This is a genomic window from Paraflavisolibacter caeni (assembly GCF_025628885.1).
Lineage (GTDB): Bacteria > Bacteroidota > Bacteroidia > Chitinophagales > Chitinophagaceae > Flavisolibacter > Flavisolibacter caeni.
Genome location: NZ_JAOTIF010000003.1, coordinates 140,060 through 158,559 on the forward strand (window position 1 = coordinate 140,060; position 18,500 = coordinate 158,559).

The 18,500-nt window shown below is 41.2% G+C and carries 10 protein-coding genes; 6 read left to right on the forward strand and 4 right to left on the reverse strand.

Features of this window, described 5'->3' with window-relative positions; translation table 11 throughout:
• The first annotated feature begins 76 nt into the window (after positions 1 to 76).
• Positions 77 to 778 carry a 4'-phosphopantetheinyl transferase family protein gene (locus OCK74_RS07035; protein WP_279296311.1) on the forward strand — a complete coding sequence of 234 codons (702 nt, stop codon included), beginning with the start codon at positions 77 to 79 and terminating at the stop codon, positions 776 to 778.
• 63 nt (positions 779 to 841) lie between these two features.
• Here the strand turns inward: OCK74_RS07035 and OCK74_RS07040 are convergent, their stop codons facing one another.
• Complete coding sequence (locus OCK74_RS07040) at positions 842 to 2,128, reverse strand: DUF2130 domain-containing protein (RefSeq protein ID WP_279296312.1); 1,287 nt, start codon at positions 2,126 to 2,128, stop codon at positions 842 to 844.
• A gap of 875 nt (positions 2,129 to 3,003) precedes the next feature.
• Between OCK74_RS07040 and OCK74_RS07045 the strand changes: the two genes are divergently transcribed.
• The 4 genes from OCK74_RS07045 (at position 3,004) to OCK74_RS07060 (ending at position 10,969) form a co-directional block, all read left to right on the forward strand.
• On the forward strand, positions 3,004 to 6,249 hold the full coding sequence (locus tag OCK74_RS07045) for a SusC/RagA family TonB-linked outer membrane protein (RefSeq protein WP_279296313.1): 3,246 nt from the start codon (positions 3,004 to 3,006) through the stop codon (positions 6,247 to 6,249).
• An 11-nt stretch (positions 6,250 to 6,260) separates the two neighbouring features.
• Positions 6,261 to 8,174, forward strand: a complete 1,914-nt coding sequence (locus OCK74_RS07050) for a RagB/SusD family nutrient uptake outer membrane protein (RefSeq protein WP_279296314.1) — start codon at positions 6,261 to 6,263, stop codon at positions 8,172 to 8,174.
• Between the two features lie 89 nt (positions 8,175 to 8,263).
• Positions 8,264 to 9,004 (forward strand): DUF3823 domain-containing protein, encoded by a 741-nt coding sequence (locus tag OCK74_RS07055; protein WP_279296315.1) that lies wholly within the window; start codon positions 8,264 to 8,266, stop codon positions 9,002 to 9,004.
• A gap of 114 nt (positions 9,005 to 9,118) precedes the next feature.
• The gene (locus OCK74_RS07060) at positions 9,119 to 10,969 is read left to right on the forward strand and encodes a glycoside hydrolase family 2 protein (protein ID WP_279296316.1); all 1,851 of its coding nucleotides are present in this window, start codon (positions 9,119 to 9,121) and stop codon (positions 10,967 to 10,969) included.
• Positions 10,970 to 11,054: 85 nt separating this feature from the next.
• On the opposite strand, the gene OCK74_RS07065 is transcribed toward OCK74_RS07060, so the two are convergent.
• Complete coding sequence (locus tag OCK74_RS07065) at positions 11,055 to 13,841, reverse strand: glycoside hydrolase family 2 protein (RefSeq protein ID WP_279296317.1); 2,787 nt, start codon at positions 13,839 to 13,841, stop codon at positions 11,055 to 11,057.
• Positions 13,842 to 14,058: 217 nt separating this feature from the next.
• On the opposite strand from OCK74_RS07065, the gene OCK74_RS07070 reads away from it, so the two are divergent.
• Complete coding sequence (locus OCK74_RS07070; protein WP_279296318.1) at positions 14,059 to 14,511, forward strand: response regulator; 453 nt, start codon at positions 14,059 to 14,061, stop codon at positions 14,509 to 14,511.
• Here OCK74_RS07070 and OCK74_RS07075 read toward each other — a convergent pair.
• Positions 14,498 to 15,268 carry a response regulator transcription factor gene (locus OCK74_RS07075; protein ID WP_279296319.1) on the reverse strand — a complete coding sequence of 257 codons (771 nt, stop codon included), beginning with the start codon at positions 15,266 to 15,268 and terminating at the stop codon, positions 14,498 to 14,500. The genes OCK74_RS07070 and OCK74_RS07075 overlap by 14 nt on opposite strands.
• A complete protein-coding gene (locus tag OCK74_RS07080) occupies positions 15,268 to 18,468 on the reverse strand; it encodes a ligand-binding sensor domain-containing protein (RefSeq protein ID WP_279296320.1) in 3,201 nt (1,066 codons plus the stop codon). The genes OCK74_RS07075 and OCK74_RS07080 overlap by 1 nt, the downstream gene beginning before the upstream one ends.
• Positions 18,469 to 18,500 lie beyond the last annotated feature (32 nt).

The following is an 18,500-nucleotide window of genomic DNA, read 5'->3' on the forward strand; positions in this document are numbered from 1 at the left end:
GTAGTTTATATGTTTTAATTTTCTCCCGCTGGTTGTCGGGATTGCCGGCGGCAAAGTAATTCTGAAATTTTTAAAGATGCCTATTTTTTTTCAACAAGACATTGATAAAGATACAAGGCTGGCCATTTGGAAGATAGAGGAGGGAGAAGATTTCTTCCTTCAAAAAGCTGTGCCACAACGCAAGGTAGGGCATCCTCATAAAAGGGTACAACACCTGGCCGGCCGTTATTTGCTCCGGCATCTATTCTCCGATTTCCCTGTAGAACTGATCCGGATAGCAGATACAAGAAAGCCCTTCCTGGAGGATGAAGCCTATCACTTTTCCATTTCCCATTGTGGTGATTTTGCAGCGGCTATCGTAAGCAAAACCAAAAGAGTTGGTGTGGATATTGAAGAAGTAAGGCCAACGGTTGGAAAGGTACAGCATAAGTTTGTGGCAGAAATGGAATTGGAAGCAGAGAAGTGGGAGCTAGGAATAAAGACTACTAAGGGGGGTAGCGAATTTATAGAACAGCGTCAATCTCAAATAAATGGGTTGCGAACAATCGCTCCTGACCTGGAGACCCTGACTTTAATCTGGAGTTGCAAAGAGGCTGTTTATAAGTGGTTTGGCTGGGGCGAGGTGGACTTTAAGGAACATATTGTATTTCAGAGCGTAAAGCGGCTATCTGATACGCTTTATCATTCAACCATCCACTTTCAGAAAGTTGAGCCGGTTATACTTCAATTGAATTCCCGTTCTTTCGACGGAATCGTTATGAGTTATGTAGTGACGTGAAGCGGCAAATGGAAAAGGAATACGTTGGTTCGTTTTCCATTTGACGTTTCAAGATTCCTGTTATTAGAACTTTAATCCAGGCATTTCTTCTTCCACTTCACCATCTTCCAATAAAGGAATTTCTCCTATTGAAGCGCCGGCAATGCCTTTGATGGAGCCATACAGCCCGGAGGTGCTCAATAAAACCTTTTCCAGCTGTTTTTCCCGCTCTTTCCAAATTTTTTCCATTTGAACCCGTTCTTTGGAGATAGCATTTTTCATGGAAAGGAATCCTTCTACAATCGTTTCTATTTGCTGGCGGAATTCGGTGCCAGTCAGATAGCTATACAGCATCTGCATCTTCTCACCCTTGTTCTCTTCGGCCTTCTTGGTTTCTGAAACCCGGATAATGGTGTGACGGAGGGCGGAAGTTAATGCGATCACTTCGCTAAAGGAGCAGATCCAAACGCCGTCCCTTTCGCCAAAGCAGTGCATGTCTTTGGGGTAGATCTGTGTTACTATGATGGCCACATCTGCCTGCTGGTTGCGCATGTCTGTTTTCAGCTTTTCAATCCATACATTCTGGAACGCCTTTGTACGCTTACTTTCAAAGATGATCTTGCCACATTCAGCCCCGATGTGATTGCGAACTGTTTGCATACAATCTGCCCCTTCAACACCTTTGCCTACTTCGCTTATCTGGTCGTAAGGGAAATTGTCACGTAGCAATTCCTCTAAGAGCAGTTCCTGAACCTCTCCCTGAAGTTGCATAGAGCCTTGCTCCGCACGGCGTTTCATTTCTTCTGCCAGTTTGCGCTGGTCTTCCAGTTGTTTCTCCAGTTCTTTCAGTTTCAACTGGTATTCGGTTTCTTTCAGCATGATCCGCTCTGCTTCTTCCTTCCGGATCACCTGCATCAATTGATCCCTTTCGTGCAACAGCTTTTTCTGGAGCACGATTTCCAGTTCCTGTTCTTTATTTATTAGTTCCTGTTCTTTCTTCAGGTATTCAAACTCTTTCTGGCGGGCCGACTTTAACTTTTCCTCATTCTCCTGGATGTTTTGCTGTAAGAGCCTCAACTGGTTGTCGTAATCAGCGGTTATCGATTTGCGCAGTTGCTGCTGGATCTCAGATTCCAATTTGATCTTTTCCTGTTGCAGCTTTTGCTGGAACAACTCATTTTCACGCCTGCGTTTTTCTTCGAACAGCCTTTGTTCTTCCTGTAGTTTTTTCTTCTCCTCGTTGATCTGGCCAAGCGACTGCTGCAGCTGCTTTTCATATTGCTGCTTTATTTTCTGTTCTACATCGGCAGACAGTACGTTCTCGACGTCGAAAACAGTAGCACAGGCAGGGCATTTAATATTCGTAGGCATCCGGAAATATTTGGTACAAAGTAACGATGAATCCTAAAGTATTTAGCAGGGTGTGGATAATTTGAATGACGAATGGGGGAGAAGATGATGGATGATAGATGATAGATGATAGAGTTGATTTGGGATTTCGGATTTCGGAATATTGAGGTTTGGAATTGGGAGTTGTGGGCTGTAGGAGGGCAGTTGATACGGAGTAGACAGGGAGTTACTAGGGAGTTCCTATGGAGTTACACTGCAGTAATGTCTCTATAAAGTCTCTATAAGGTCTCTATAACATCTCTATAAGGTCTCTATTAGGTTGGGGAGGAAATGAGAAAAGTAGTATCTAAAATGTAGCATTTAAGCTGAGGGTTTGGGGCAAGGCAAATAAAAAATGTTAGGGAAAGGGAAGATAATGAAAATTGGATAGTGTGGCAAAAAGGATGTAGGGGCAAGTGTTTGAAAGTTCGAAGGATAGAGAAAATTCAAGATGTGTTAAAAAAAGTAGAAAAAAAATTTGTTTAAATGTTAGAATTACGTTTAAATTTATGTCTCGATCAGGAAATCATGCTGAATTCGCTGATTGACACTATAATACGATCCTGATTTTAAAAGTTTAAGTGACATTTAGAACATTGACTGAATTATAATTAGAACTTTTTAACCAAAGGAATTGCCATATGGAATTGACTAGCACATTACTACAATGTAGCACAGCTATGTTTGTGCGATCTCAGCAATCTTCTTGTCTTCAATTCTTTCAAGATTCATAATGAGGTTTAAGCAATAGCTTATTGCTTTGGTGCAAACATGTGTATTGTTCCTCTGAAGAGCACCAGGTAAAACGGCTGTAGCTGAAGATTAACATCGTTATTCCTTACTAAACAATAAACAAAATGAAACTTGTCTTGCCACAATGGACAAATTGTTTGTCCTGGAATGGGTATGCTATGTACCATTCCAAATTTTTCAGGCTATTAGTTTTAGCTTCTCTTGTTTTATTCACTTCAACTGTATTTGCCCAGCAACGACCCGTCTCCGGGAAGGTCAGTGTCGGTGATACGGCATTGTCCGGAATAACTGTACAAGTGAAAGGTACAGCCATCGCTACTCAGACAGATGCCAATGGCCAATATACCATTAATGCTCCGGCTGACGCTACGCTGATTTTTAGTTCGATCGGCTATGGAGTCCAGGAGGTGAAACTGGGTAATCACACTACGTTGAATGTCCAAATGAAATCCACTACGCAACAGATGAATGAAGTGATCGTAGTAGGATATGGTACGCAACGGAAGGGTACAGTAACAGGCGCTATCAGTAACCTGAAAGCTGAAGATATTGTAAGAACACCTGCTACATCGGTATCGGCTGCATTGGTAGGTAAAATGCAAGGTATTACTGCCCGCGCCCCAGATGCAAGGCCTGGTAATGGTACTAACATTCAAATCCGGAACATGGGTAACCCGTTGTTTGTAATTGATGGTATTCCATATACAGGTGGAAATACCGGTAATACTGGATTTGGTTTTAACCAGAGTTCTGGCCAGGATGTTTTTAATGATATAGGACTGGAGGATATAGAAAGTGTAACGATCTTGAAAGATGCCTCTGCCGCAATTTATGGTTTGCGGGCTGCCAACGGTGTGGTCTTGGTAACCACCAAAAAGGGTAAAAAGAACGAAGCGCCTACCATTAATCTTTCGGGCTATTATGGCTTGCAGGATTTTACACGTTATCCCAAGCCGGGTACGGCACCTCAATTTGTTCGCGCCAAATTGGAAGCAGAACAAAATAGTGGAGGTAATCCCGCTTCTGTGTTTACAAAAGACCAGTATGCTAAATGGCTGGCCGGTACTGATTCCGGATATAAGAGTTATGATTATTATGGAATGGTTACCCGCCGCAATGTGCCACAATATTATTTGAATGCCAGCGCTTCTGGTGGTTCTCAAAGGTCTAATTATTATTTCTCTATCAGTCATATTGATCAGGATGCTATGATCAGGGATTTTAGCTACCAGCGCACAAACCTGCAGGCTAACCTGAATACTCAATTAGCCAACAGGTTCCAGATTGGTACCCAGATCAGCGCCAAAGTTGAAAAAAATCACAACGTGGGTGTGCCTGGGCTGGATGACTATTTCAATCCCTTGCTGAGTGTTTTTACTATGTGGCCAACAGAAGCCCCATATGCTAATGATAATCCCAATTATATCAACCAAACGCATAACGTGAATGTGAATCCTGCCACGTATAAGGATGATGTAACCGGTTGGATCGATCAATATTGGCGCAGCATGAACGTGAACCTGAATGCGCAGTACGATTTCAAGTTTGGCCTGACTGCCAGAGGAACCTATTCTTACAATTTCCAGAACGAAGATTTTGATGGGTTTGAATATACCTGGAATGCTTACAAATATGATGCTGCAACAGGCACTTATTATACACAGCCTGGCTTTGGCAACCAGAATCCCTGGCGTGAAAGGCATAAGAGAAATGTGATTAACCGTTATGCCCAGTTCCAATTGAACTATAATAAATCCTTCGGCCTGCATACTATAGCTGCCGTTGCTGCTTACGAGCGTTCTGATTATGACAACTCCTATTTTGTTGTACATACCGTGCCTACAAGTAATTATGTGGAACTCCAGACTTTCGCTGAGCAAGATTATCTTGATGATGCATGGGGGTTGGAAGCCAGAGCCGGATATATCGGACGTTTCAATTATAACTACGGACAGAAATACCTGGTGGAGTTGATTGGCAGGTATGACGGGTCTTATTTATATGCATCGGACAAAAGATGGGGCTTTTTCCCTGCTGTATCAGTAGGTTGGCGATTGACTGAAGAAAGCTTCTTTAAGAATAACCTGGGCAGGATATTTAATGATTTAAAATTACGTGCATCTTATGGTGAAACTGGTAGTGAGAGTGGTATCGGTGCATTTGATTACTTGCCTGGATATAATTTCAATAATGGTAGTTCTGTTATAAATACTAATCTGAACAATAATGTATTGACAAATGGTTATGTTATTGGCTTGCGGCCTCGTGGATTACCTATAACCAACTTATCCTGGGTAACTAACCGTACCAAAAACATAGGTATTGACTTTAGCATATTGAATGGAAAAATTACTGGTCAGTTTGATTTATTTGAGCGCAAGCGTACTGGTTTGCCTGCTGCTAAATACGACGTATTGTTGCCAAGCGAAGTAGGTTATACTTTGCCGAATGAAAACCTGAATTCAGATGCACACCGAGGTGTGGAAGGCATTGTTACCTATACCAATAATGTAGGTAAGGTGAATTATTCTATCGGGGCAAATGCAACTGTGTCTCGTTTAAGAAGCCTAAGTACTTATAAACCCCGATTTGAAAATTCATGGCACGAATACCGCAACTCAATCGAAGATCGTTGGGCGGATGTGTACTGGGGCTATCATGTGATTGGCCAATTCCAAAACCAGGAAGAAATTGACAACTACGAAATCGATAATGACAGGAAAGGTAACCGTTCCATGCTTCCAGGTGATTTTAAATACCAGGATGTGAATGGTGATAAGATCATCAATGCGATGGATGCACGTCCAATCGGTTATGCCAGGGGTGCGCAGCCTTATATGAGCTTTGGTGTGAATGGTGATGTAAGTTGGAAGAGTTTTTCACTTGCCTTTGATTTTGCAGGTGCTAATATGCAATCGTTTATCAGAGATTGGGAGTTGAGATACCAATTCCAAAACGATGGTTCTGCTCCTGCTTATATGCTGGAAGACAGGTGGCATCGTGAGGATCCATATGATCCAAACAGCAAATGGATACCAGGAAAATATCCTGCGATCAGGAAACCAGATGGTTCACACTCCAATCATTTCATTGATGGCTTAACGAATGATTTCTGGCTGACCAATGTTCGTTACTTCCGCCTGAAGAACCTGGAACTTAGTTATACACTTCCAAAAGCATTAACCAAAAAAGCAGGTATATCCAAAATGAGGGTATATGCAAATGGCACCAACCTGTTTTCCTTTGATAACGTAAAAGATCTTGAGATTGATCCTGAGATCAGTTCCGCAAACGGTTTGGTGTATCCGCAACAAAGGCTGTACAACTTTGGTTTTAATGTAACCTTTTAATTTCTGCAATTATGAAAAAAGTAATATTCGTTTTTATATTAGGAATCAACATCCTTTTGCTCCCGGGGTGTAAAAAGAACTGGCTGGACAGGGAGTCTAAAACATTGGTGACAAATGAACAGGTGTGGAATGATCCCAAACAAATACTTGCCTTATTGGGCAACTATTATGATCGTTTACCTACTGATTTGGGTTTAAGGGACATTAACCAGAATGGTAATGGTAGTATTACCAAGCAGGAACAATGGCGCAATATGGCGAATTATGATGATGCGATGTGGTCGGGTTATTCCGGTGAAGATGGCCGGAACAACATCAGTTCTTATGCATTCAGTTCATGGCGCTATTGGGATTATACATTTATCAGGGATTGCAACCTGGCTTTGGAGAATATGGAAAAATATGGTACAGCTCTTTCTGCAGCTGAAAAGAAACAATTTACTGCCGAGTTCAGGTTCTTAAGAGCATTCATGTATTTTGAAATGGTGAAAAGAATGGGTGGTGTGCCATTGGTAACAAAGCAGCTGATCTATGATTACAGTGGTGATCCTTCACCATTGCAACAACCACGGGCTAAAGAATCGGAGGTATATGATTTCATAGGCAGTGAAATGGATGCGATCAAAGTAGACCTGGGGAATTTTGATGGTACTAAATCTGAGGCCAGCTATACACGCGCCAATAAATACACTGCAATGGCATTGAAAAGTCGTGCTATGTTGTATGCAGGTTCTTTGGCTAAGTATAACAGTCAAATGGCTTCGCCCATCACAACACCAGGCGGCGAAGTGGGTATTCCTGCTTCTAAAGCCAATGAGTATTATCAAAAGTCGCTTGATGCATCGAAAGAGATCATCAATAGTGGCATATATTCTTTGTATAAGTCAAATCCAAATTTGGGTGAGAACTTTTATGAAGCAATTACCAAGAAGACTAATAATAAGGAAGTCATTTTTGTTAAGGATTTCCTGACTTCCAAGGCAAAGAAGCATGGCTTTTCATATGATAATATTGCACGTAGTATTCGTGAAGATAACCTTGGATCTTCAGCTGTAACACCTGTATTGAACCTTGTTGAAAGTTTCGATTATACAGATGGAACCACAGGCACTTTGAAAACCAGAACTTCAGATAACAGTGATTTTATTTATTATGACAATCTTGCAGACATCTTTGCAAACAAGGATGCAAGGTTATATGGCACTGTTATTTATCCTGGCACGACCTTCAAAGGATTGCCAGTTCAAATGCAAGCAGGTGTAATGGTTTGGAATGGCAGTTCTTATACTACTGTAGAAGGAACAGACCTGAGTACGAATTATCAACCAGATGGTAAGTTGTTAACAGGAAGTGCAGGCCCGCACAGGTCTATTCAGGAAGTTTCCAATACAGGTTTTTATCTTAGGAAATTCATCGATCCAGGTGCATTGACTTCCTCGAGGGGTATTCAAAGTGATATATGGTGGATCTGGTTCCGCCTTGGTGAGATTTATATGAATGCAACAGAAGCCGCTTTTGAGTTGAACCAGGTTACTGATGCCTTAACCTATATCAATGCCCTTCGCGCAAGAGCAGGGATCACTGTTCCGCTTACTTCTGACAAATTAAGCATTAACAAAATCCGAAATGAGCGTCGTGTTGAGCTGGCTTTTGAAGACCACCGTTTGTGGGATTTGAAACGCTGGAGAGTAGCTCACGAAGTTTGGAATGGAGATGCAGGCAATCCTAATGCTATGTTGTATGCTTTGTATCCTTACAGAGTTGTACGTCCGGGCGATCCAAGAGATGGAAAATATGTGTTCGTAAAATTGGTCGCTCCAAGATATAAAGCTCCAAGGTTCTTCCAGATGGGTAATTATTATTCATCTATTGATCAGGCTGTCATCAACAACAACCCGAAAATCATTCGTAATCCATTCCATTGATATCAATTATTATTCTATCCATGTCAAATCAGTAGAGGTTTGATATGGATAGATTCGATGAAGATTAATAAACACTAAAAATATTTCAGATGAGAAACAAATTTTTTTCACTTTTAAGCGCCGCCATCCTTCTATTTTCTGCAGGATGTAAAAAGGATAATTACGAGGCTCCCAAATCGGTCCTTTCAGGCCGTGTTGTTTTCCAGAAGCAGGCTGTGAACGTACGTTCTAATGCTGTGCAATTGGAACTATGGCAATATGGATATAAGTTGCTTGGAAAAATACCAGTTTATATTGCTCAGGATGGAACTTTTTCAGCTGAGTTGTTTGATGGTAATTATAAACTGGTGCGCTTAGCTGGAGGGCCTTGGTCAAACGGCACTGACTCCATTGATGTAAAGGTAGATGGAGCAACAACCCTGGATGTGCCAGTTGATCCCTATTATATGGTAGGAAATGAATCGTTTACCTTCAACAAGGCAGATACCACCATTAGAGCGATTTTTAAAGTCAGCCAATTGTCATCAGCAAAAGCCATAGAGAAGATTTCCTTAAATATGGGCTTGACTCAAATTGTTGATCTTACGAATAGAATACCAATTACAGGTGATGACTTTAATCCGCCTTCTGATATTAGCCAGCCAATCACTTTAACACTTAGTGTTAATCCTGACAGGTATCCAGATCAGCAAGGCCTCAACAGAGCTGAGTTAAGACGTCAATTGAGCATGGCTCTGACAAAGAAATATGGGTATTTACGTGTAGGTGTTAAGGCAGCCGGTGTTGCTGAAAGAACTTATACACCAGTTAAAATGATTACATTACAATAAGAGCTTCTGTTTTTATAAATGAATTATACCAAAGCAATGCTTTGGTATAATTCATTTTTTTGGGAGATATAGCAAGTTGCTTATGACTCTTTCTAAACTCTTAATAATTAAACAATGAATAAATACCTTTTGATTTTTTCATCCTTACTGCTTTATTCTTTCAATGGTCATGGGCAAAAAACGGATTGGAAGATTGCAGAAGGAAAGATCATTACAGCCTGGGCTGAGAAAGTGGATCCCGGAAAACCTTTACCCGAATATCCCCGTCCGCAAATGGTGAGGGGAGAATGGAAAAACCTGAATGGGTTATGGGATTATGCGGTCATACCAAAGGCAGAAGCTAAACCTGCTGCATATGGAGGTAAAATATTAGTTCCATATGCAATAGAGTCGGCTTTATCGGGTGTTGCCAAAACTGTAGGTAAGGATAGTTCATTGTGGTATAAGACTACTTTCACGATGCCATCTTCCATGCAAAAGAAAAATGTATTGCTTCATTTTGGAGCCGTGGACTGGGAAGCGGAGGTGTTTGTGAATGGTATACCGGTAGGTAAACACCAGGGCGGTTACGATCCTTTTTCATTTGATATTACACCAGCCTTGAAGAAGGGCACACAAGTGCTTGAAGTTAGGGTGTGGGATCCTTCTGACGATGGTCCTCAGCCAAGAGGCAAACAGGTGAAAAGGCCTCATGGTATTTGGTATACACCTGTGACTGGTATTTGGCAAACCGTTTGGCTCGAAGGTGTTCCAAAAGCTTATATCGCTTCCACGAAGCAAACGCCTGATATTGATCAAAAGACCTTACGTGTTGCTGCTGCTGTTGCTAACGGGCAAGCGACTGATCGCATCCGTATAACTGCCTGGGATGGTAATCAGAAAATAGCGGAGCAGGAAGTTGCGGCCAGCAGCGAAGCCGTCCTGGCAATTGACAATCCAAAATTATGGTCGCCCAAAACTCCTTTTTTGTATGATATAAAGGTGGCCCTCGTACGCAACAATAAAGTGCTGGATGAAGTGAAAACCTATTCTGCAATGCGTAAAATTTCTATGGTGCCAGATGTAAATGGAGTGCAACGTATGCTGCTGAATAATGAGTTTGTTTTCCAGTATGGTCCGTTGGACCAGGGGTGGTGGCCTGATGGACTGTATACGGCGCCAACAGATGAAGCCTTGTTGTTTGATATTGTGAAGACGAAAGAAATGGGTTTTAATATGATCCGCAAGCATGTGAAAGTGGAGCCTGCCAGGTGGTACCGCTATACGGATAGTTTGGGGATACTGGTTTGGCAAGATATGCCTAGCGGCGATCTGGGTGCGCGTTGGGAATCCAGACCAGGAATCGTGGGTCTTGGAAGAGATATGGAAAGAACGGAGGAATCGGAAAAGATATACAGGACAGAGTGGAATGAGATCATGAAAGACCTGTACAACTTCCCAAGCATTATAGTTTGGGTGCCGTTCAATGAAGCCTGGGGACAGTTTAAAACTGAGGAGATCACTAAATGGACAATGGAGCAAGATCCTTCACGACTGGTGAACAGTGCCAGCGGAGGAAACTTTCATGCTGTTGGCCACATTATGGACCTGCACAATTATCCTGAGCCTTCAATGCCTGATCCAGGTATTTATGGTGGAAAACGTATTGTTGTTTTGGGAGAATTCGGAGGTCTTGGTCTGCCTGTAGAAAATCATACCTGGCAGAGCAAGGATAACTGGGGATACCAGAGTTTCAAAAACGCAGACGACCTGTTTAAAAGGTACGCTTCCTTTATTGACCGTTTTCCGGCATTAATCGAGAAGGGGCTTTCAGCAGCTGTGTATACACAGACTACAGATGTGGAGGTAGAAACAAACGGGCTAATGACCTATGACAGGAAAGTAATCAAAATGCCTGTAGAGCGGTTGAAGGAAATACATCAGAAGCTGTATGATACAAGAGTGAAAACTGTTGCAAACAGGTAGACCGCTCAGTCTCATATAAAAATAACAGCCGTTAAAATCCTCTACAATAAAGGACTTTAACGGCTATCGTTGTAATTGTAAAATCTTATTGCAACTTCATTTGTTGCTTTACAACATTCCAGCCACTCACTTGCAATACGGAACTTTCTTTCAGCGTATTTAAAGGAACAGTTACAGATACAGTCATGCTTTCTTTTGGTGCAAGTGTAACATAGTTAGATGACCAAAAACATGGCGCAATTTCATCGTTGGCGTTGTTCAACGATAAATTAATAAAGAATGCCAGTTGATTGGATGTATTGATTAACTGATAAGTAAAGGTCTTTTCATTTTTATTTACAACCGATTTTAGCAACTTAACTTCCACATTGCTTTTGCTCATATCCTGCATGGACTGGCAATTATTACCCGGCGCCAGCCAGTATATATTTCTTGAAATAACATTTCCATTGGCATCTTTAAGTCTCAATACAGCAAAATTGACACCTTTCGCTGATGTAAGTACATTAGCTAACGAAAGTGTTTCTTTCACATCAGTCGCAGGTAAATTAAGGTTACTGATATTCTTATTAAAAACAGATGTTCCATTTATATCATATACATTCACTTCTGCCGAAAGCCCCTGCTGTGCAACATATGATCGATTTACAAGAATAATGGAAGAGTCGTCATAGCAAAATTGGATATGCACGGGTTCACAGGCATTCTGCATGAAATAATAACCAGCATTGGGCTGCAAATACCAGTCGTAAATCTGCCATGCAACACTTGGAAATGCCGCATTCAGTTTCCACAACATCACACCGCCGGTTTCATTAAGCTTGTGATTTACCGCTTCAAAAATACCCCTGTAGCCAATGGCATTCAAAAGTTGCATTTTAATTGAAAAATCTTCAAGGCTTACCGCTTTTCCATAGCGGGTTTCCATTTCATTGTAATACCTATTGTAAAACATCGGGCTTGTGCAGGCATCATGATAACCCCATGTGTGGTTGAGCGGATAAGGCAAAGTAGTATCCCACACAAGGTTGGGTATAATTTTATGCAAGGTGGAAATTGGGGGCTGTGAAGGCAGTCCTGTTTCATCTTTAAAAACCCAATCTTTTCCAGAATTTACTAAATTGTAATAATCCATTGGGTCGCGCCATGCATAAGGTCCGCCGCTATACACGCCGGAAGCTTTATCGTCAGGCCAGGAGCGCTTCATATCTTCCGGAAATTTTGCAAAGCCGGATGAATTTGGAATAAAAGGTCGCGTGCCATCTATGCTTGCAACAGCATCACGCATGGCGTTGTAAATTTCTTTACGGGCGTGCCCTTCGTTTCCCCCGGTCCACACTAGCAAGCTGGGATGATTGCGAATGCGGTATATCGTATTCACCATATTGCGGATAAACACATTGGACTGGAACGGCCAGTCGGGGGATCCTTTAAATTCGCCCTGCGTATCGCCGGTAATCCAAAAGTCGGACCATACCATTAATCCCAAACGATCCGCTATATCAAAAAATACATCTGGCGGTGTAATGCCACCGCCCCAAATTCTTACCAGGTTTACATTGGCATTTTTGCAAAGACGCAGTTCATTATCAAAGCGAAGGCTGTCGCGGTTGAGCATCATATCGGGTACCCATGCGCCACCTACAAGATGAACTTTTTTTCCGTTTACATAAAAATCCCTGCGCAGCCATCCGTTAACATCAGTAGTCTTTGTGTCAATACTTCTTATACCAAACACAAAAGAGGTATCGTCGGAAGTAACACCGTTGCTACTGTAATTAATGCGCATACGATACAATTCCGGTTTACCATAACCTGCTGGATTCCATAAATGCGGATTTTTCATCACCAATTCTTTAGCGGTGTTTTTGTCCAGCGTTACTTTTGTTTCAGCCCATAAAGCAAGATTTATATTTTTAGTAATGACAACTGGTTTTCCTGTAAATGATTCAGGCGAAACAGTAATGGTAAGTTTCCCGTTTGTAACTGGTACCGGGCTGTTGTTTTTCAAAAACAAAGAAATTGATAAATCTGCAACGCTTGTATCGGGCAAGTTGGGCAGCTCCGTTTTGATTTGCACATTTTTAATTGTTGCATTGCCCGAAGTTCTTAAATAGATGGGTTGCCAGATGCCCATGTTGCGGTCGCGCACAGGAGGCATCCAATCCCATCCCACACTGCAAAGCATGGTAACGTTTTTACCAATATCACCTGTGGGGCCGCCATTGAGATAAAAACTTTCCAGTGCTTTCAGTTGCTCTTTATCAGGCTCGCCTGGAAAATCCAGGGGGAAAATTTTAACAGCCAGAGCATTATTCTCTCCTATTTTTATTTGTGGACTTACATCAAAATTGTAAGTGGCAAACATACCTGCCATCATTGAAGAATCAGCTACTTTTTGTCCGTTCAGCCAAACTTCAGCTCTGTAATTGATGCCTTTAAAAATTAGTTCAAAATGGCGTCCCTTATCGCTTTGGGGCACGGTGAATGTAGTTTTGTACCAGTAGGGTTTTGCCCAAGGGTTAGACTGATTGGGTAAATGACTGTATTGAAATAAATTATAACGCTGATTGAAGCTATCCGAAGCATCAGGTATTCGCATATTGTTCAAACCCTGATAAGGGTCGGGATAAACATTATTGGCCACAAGCCCTGTAAGTACCGTGCAAGGCACTTTTACAGGAAACCAGTATTCTTTTTCTTTAAATCCAGTAGTGGATAAATCCTTGCCGGAAGCCACAACAATTGATGATGACTGCAATTTAAAGTCCGTAAGTTTCATTTGCTTTACTTTGCCGTTTTGCGCAGCAGCATAAAACAAACCACCTTGTAATAGAAGCAACAAAACTATATTGTAAATTTTTCTTGTCATTTGAGAATGATTAATGTAAAATTATAGGGATGAATATCCAAAAATAATGTGATAATATAAAAGTAATTAGGTGTTGGGCTTTTAAAAGTTCAAAGTTTGATTGCTCTGATTCCTGGATAGGATTGAGACTTTTTGATGAAAAAATGATAAGATTTGTAGACATAAAACCATCTACTTATTTCGAACTTTAATCATCGAAAACTTGTAACGATTTACCATGCCAAATAAAAATCTCCTTACCAACATCCTGCTTGTCGAAGATGATGAAGATGATTGCTATCTTTTCAAATTGGCGATGGCGGAAATTAGTCCTCATACTATTATTAACTGCAGCCAGGATAGTGATCAACTGTTGGAAATGATAGGTAATGTAAAGCCCTCTTTGATATTTATCGATTACCATTTACCCTGCATAGGTGGTATTAATTGCCTGGAACAAATTAAAGATCACCCGGTTTATAAAGATATACCTGTGATCATGTGGAGCACAAGCTGGTACCAAACCAATGTGGCCGCCTGTTATCATATGGGAGCTCAACTATATATGGAAAAACCATGCACTAAGAGATCCCTGGTGGAGCAATTAAAATTTGTGATACAGCAAAATGGCCTGTCAACTATTTCAACTGCAACACCAGCAAATGATCAATATACAATTACTTTCTCTTAGGTTGTTTCATGTTCTGGTAATCTGAAGGCGACATCCCAAATTGCTTTAGAAAGTTTCTTCCAAAGTTGGTCTGGGAGCCATAACCAACCATTTCAGCTATTTCATAAATCTTGTATGATCCTTCTGCCAATAATTCTGCTGCTCTTTTTAAACGGGTTATATTGATCAACTCATTTGGTGTCAGGTCTGAGATCGATTTGATCTTACGATACAAGGTCGGCTTGCTCATGATCATGATCTTAGCCAGTTTTTCTACATCAAGTTCTGCATCTTCCAGGTTGTTGTAAATGACTTCATTCAGCTTTTCTAAAAATAGTTCATCTGCTTTGGAATAGGCCATGCTTTTAATGTGTACCAAAGGGGAGGAGGCAAAATATTCTTTGATCTTGCTGCGATTTGCCAACAGGTTGGCTATTTGCACTTGCAGGAACTCCGGTGAAAAAGGTTTTTCTATGTAGGCATCGGCACCTAATTCCAACCCCTGTATCTTGGATTGTAATGTGTTTTTTGCAGTCAGCAGAATGACAGGAATGTGGGTGTAGTCAAAAGTACTTTTTATGATCTTGCACAATTCAAAACCATCCATTACCGGCATCATCACATCGCTAACCACCAGGTGCACGGCTTCTTCATGCAACCGGTCCAGTGCTTCCTTTCCGTTGGTAGCTGTAATGACGGTGTATTTCTCGCTCAATACTTCGCCAACAAAGTCCAGAATATCTTCATGGTCGTCTACTAATAGAATAATTGGCTTCATCAGTTTTCTTTTGCAGATGTAATTAACGTTTTTTCATTATTACTCTTCATGTCAAATTCGTTTTCTTGTTGCATAGGCAGTTTCAATGCAAAAACGTTCATATTGTTTTGAGAATCCTTTAGTTCTAATACACCTTTATGAAGCTGCACCAGTGATTGGGCTAATGCCAGCCCTATTCCAGTGCCTTTTTGTTTTTCAGTTTCTCTTAAGCGGATAAAAGGCTCAAAGATCTTTTCCTTCATTTCTGCAGGGATCAGGTACCCATCATTACTCACTTCAATTGTAAAGAATTGATCCTGTTGATTGAAGGGTAGGAGGCGTACTAATACTTTGTTCTCTGCATACTTAACTGCGTTGCTAAAGATATTACTGAGTATTTTCTGGAAGGCCTCTGTATCAATTGATGCAATTAATACTTCTTTTGGCATTTCTAACTGATAGTCCAGGTTCTTCTGCTCTGCTAAAGTCTTAAAGTTGCAGAAGTGATCAGCAAGAACTTCAGAGATATTTGCCTTTTCAAAATTTAAGCGGAATCCCTGGATCTCTGTTTGACGGAAGTCAAGCAATTGATTGGTCAATTCGATCAATCGCTCAGTATTCCGTTCCATAATTTTCAGGCTGTTTTTGATTTCTATGATATCGCCGGCCTTTTGAATTACTTTCTCCAGAGGCCCCTTGATCAGTGTCAGTGGTGTCTTGATTTCATGGGCTACATTAGTGAAGAATTCAATTTTAGCATTCAGGATTTCTTTTTCTTTTTCGGTTTCGAGCAATTCAAATTTTCGCTTGTTTTTTTCTTCAACTTTTTTATGGTAGCTGATAATAAGGATGTAAAAACCTATAATCCCTAATAAGAAGTACAGACCATAAGCCCAACTACTCATCCACCAGGGCGGAAGAATCTGTATCAGCAGTTTTGTTTCCTGGTCATTCCATATGCCACTATTATTGGAAGCTTTTACCTTGAAAACATAGTTGCCCGGAGCCAGTTCTGTAAAATACACCTTCCGGTTCCTTTTCAGGTAGGTCCAGTCTTTTTCGAGCCCCTCCATTTTATAGGCATATTCTGTCATTTCCGGAGCAGTAAAACTCAGGGCTGCAAAGTCAATGCTAAAGGTTGACTGATTGTGTTCCAGGGTAATTTTTTCAGTGTAAGTAATGGATTTATGTAAAGGAGACCCATTTTGTGCAATAGCCAGTTCCTGGTTATTCAATTGGAAGCCGGTAATGTAGACAGGCGGGATGAATGTGTTTTGGATAAATTGATTAGGCTGAAAACTGATCAGGCCTCTGCCGCTGCCAAAATACATGGTGCCATTTTTGTCTTTGAAGGCAGAGTTAAAATTGAACTGGTCGCTAAGTAAACCGTTGGTCCTGGTATAAATAATAAATTTCTCCGTTTTGGGATTGAAACTTACCAAGCCTTTGGATGTGCTGATCCAAAGATTCTTTAATTCATCTTCCAGTACACAAAGAATGAAGTTGCTGGGCAATCCATTGAGTGTAGAATACCTTTTGAAGTTGTTTTGCTCGCGGTTGAAGAGGCAAAGGCCGTTTTCGGTAGCAAACCATAAGGTCTTGTCACTGGCTTCATAAATTGCATTTACCCTGTCGCTGCTTAGGCTGTATTTATCCTTGATATCATATTTGAAATTGCCGCTTTCATTAGTAGCAGTGTTATAGAAGTTCACCCCGTTACCATAGGTGCCGGCCCATACAACATCTTTTGAGTCTTTCAACAGAGCTGAATACCAGTTGTTCTGAGGCATACCATGAAGGGGCGTAAAATCGTCACTTGCGCGGTTATAAACAAAGGCGCCGCGGGTGGTGCCCAGCATGATATCGCCTTCCGTAGTCTGGTATATCGTATAAATAAAGTTGCTTTTTAGTGAGTTGGGACCTTGCCCCATTTCGTAATGACGCACCACTTTGCCCGATTTGATATTCAAGATATCAAGGCCATGTTCGAAGGTGCCAATCCATAGCTCATCATTATTGATCAAAAGACCATGTATGTTGGTATAGGATATGCTTTCCTTATTACCTTTTGGGAGGAAGTGGATAAATTGGCCAGTGGTTGCATCCAGTTTGTTTAAACCTGCATCTTCTGTACCTATCCATAGATTACCCGATTGATCCTGGCGTATTTCGCGTACAACATTTCCGCTGAGGGAATTTTCCCCAGTCATAGGAAAATACTTTTTGAAAGTAGTGTACTGTTTCCTGTAATAACTGATACCCCCAAAATAAGTGCCCACCCAAACTCCGCCTTCCTTGTCTTTGCAAAAAGTATAAATGGCATTGTCGGAAATGGAAAATGGGTCATTGTATTTTTTCTGCAGGTTTTCAGCCTTGCCCGTGGTAAGATTGTATATGAAAATGCCTGATTCTGTGGCAATCCAGAATTCGTCTTTGGCCGTTTGTGCAAAGTCCCTGACAAAAATGGCCGTTCTGTCCGTGTTGTAAGTGAGAATGTCCTGGTAGGTGAATGTTTTAGGATCGAATATTTTGGCACCCTGGTTGGAGGTGCCAATAAAAATGGAGCCATTGGAAGCGTGGATCTTTTCAATCCATTGAGCAACAACAGGTTGGGAATGGTCAAACAGATCGTAACTGGTAAAGGAGTTCTTGGCCGGATTATATTTTTTTAAGAGCCCGTTTGATGTAGATACCCAAAGTGTACCGTCGGGAGTTGTACATAGTGAGGTAGCTTCAAAATATTGGTTTTGATTGTAGTCTTCTAATTTCCTCTTTGCTTCATTGTATTTGTAGAGTGTAAACTCTTCAATAAACCAAAGGTTCCCGGACTGATCCATCATGATTTCCCGGATATGACCATGTGCTGTAGGTTCAACCAGTTGGAAACTTTCCGTGCTTTCATCATATTTATAGAGGCCTCTCTCTGTTCCAACCCATATTTTTCCATTTCTGTCTTCATATAAGCTATGTATGAAGTTGCTGCCCAGGCTGCCCTTTTCGTCTGGGTTATTACGGAAAACTTTAAAGGTATAACCATCAAACCTATTCAGTCCATCTTTGGTACCAAACCAAAGGAATCCTTTTTTATCCTGGATACTACAAATCACCGCGTTATTGGAAAGGCCGTTTTCTACCAGGTACCGCCTGAAATAATACGGTTGTGCACTAAGGCTGCACCAAAAGAAGAAACAGCAAGCTGCAAGCAAAAGTCCCTTATTCACAAATGCTCATATTAATGATGTAAAGATAAACT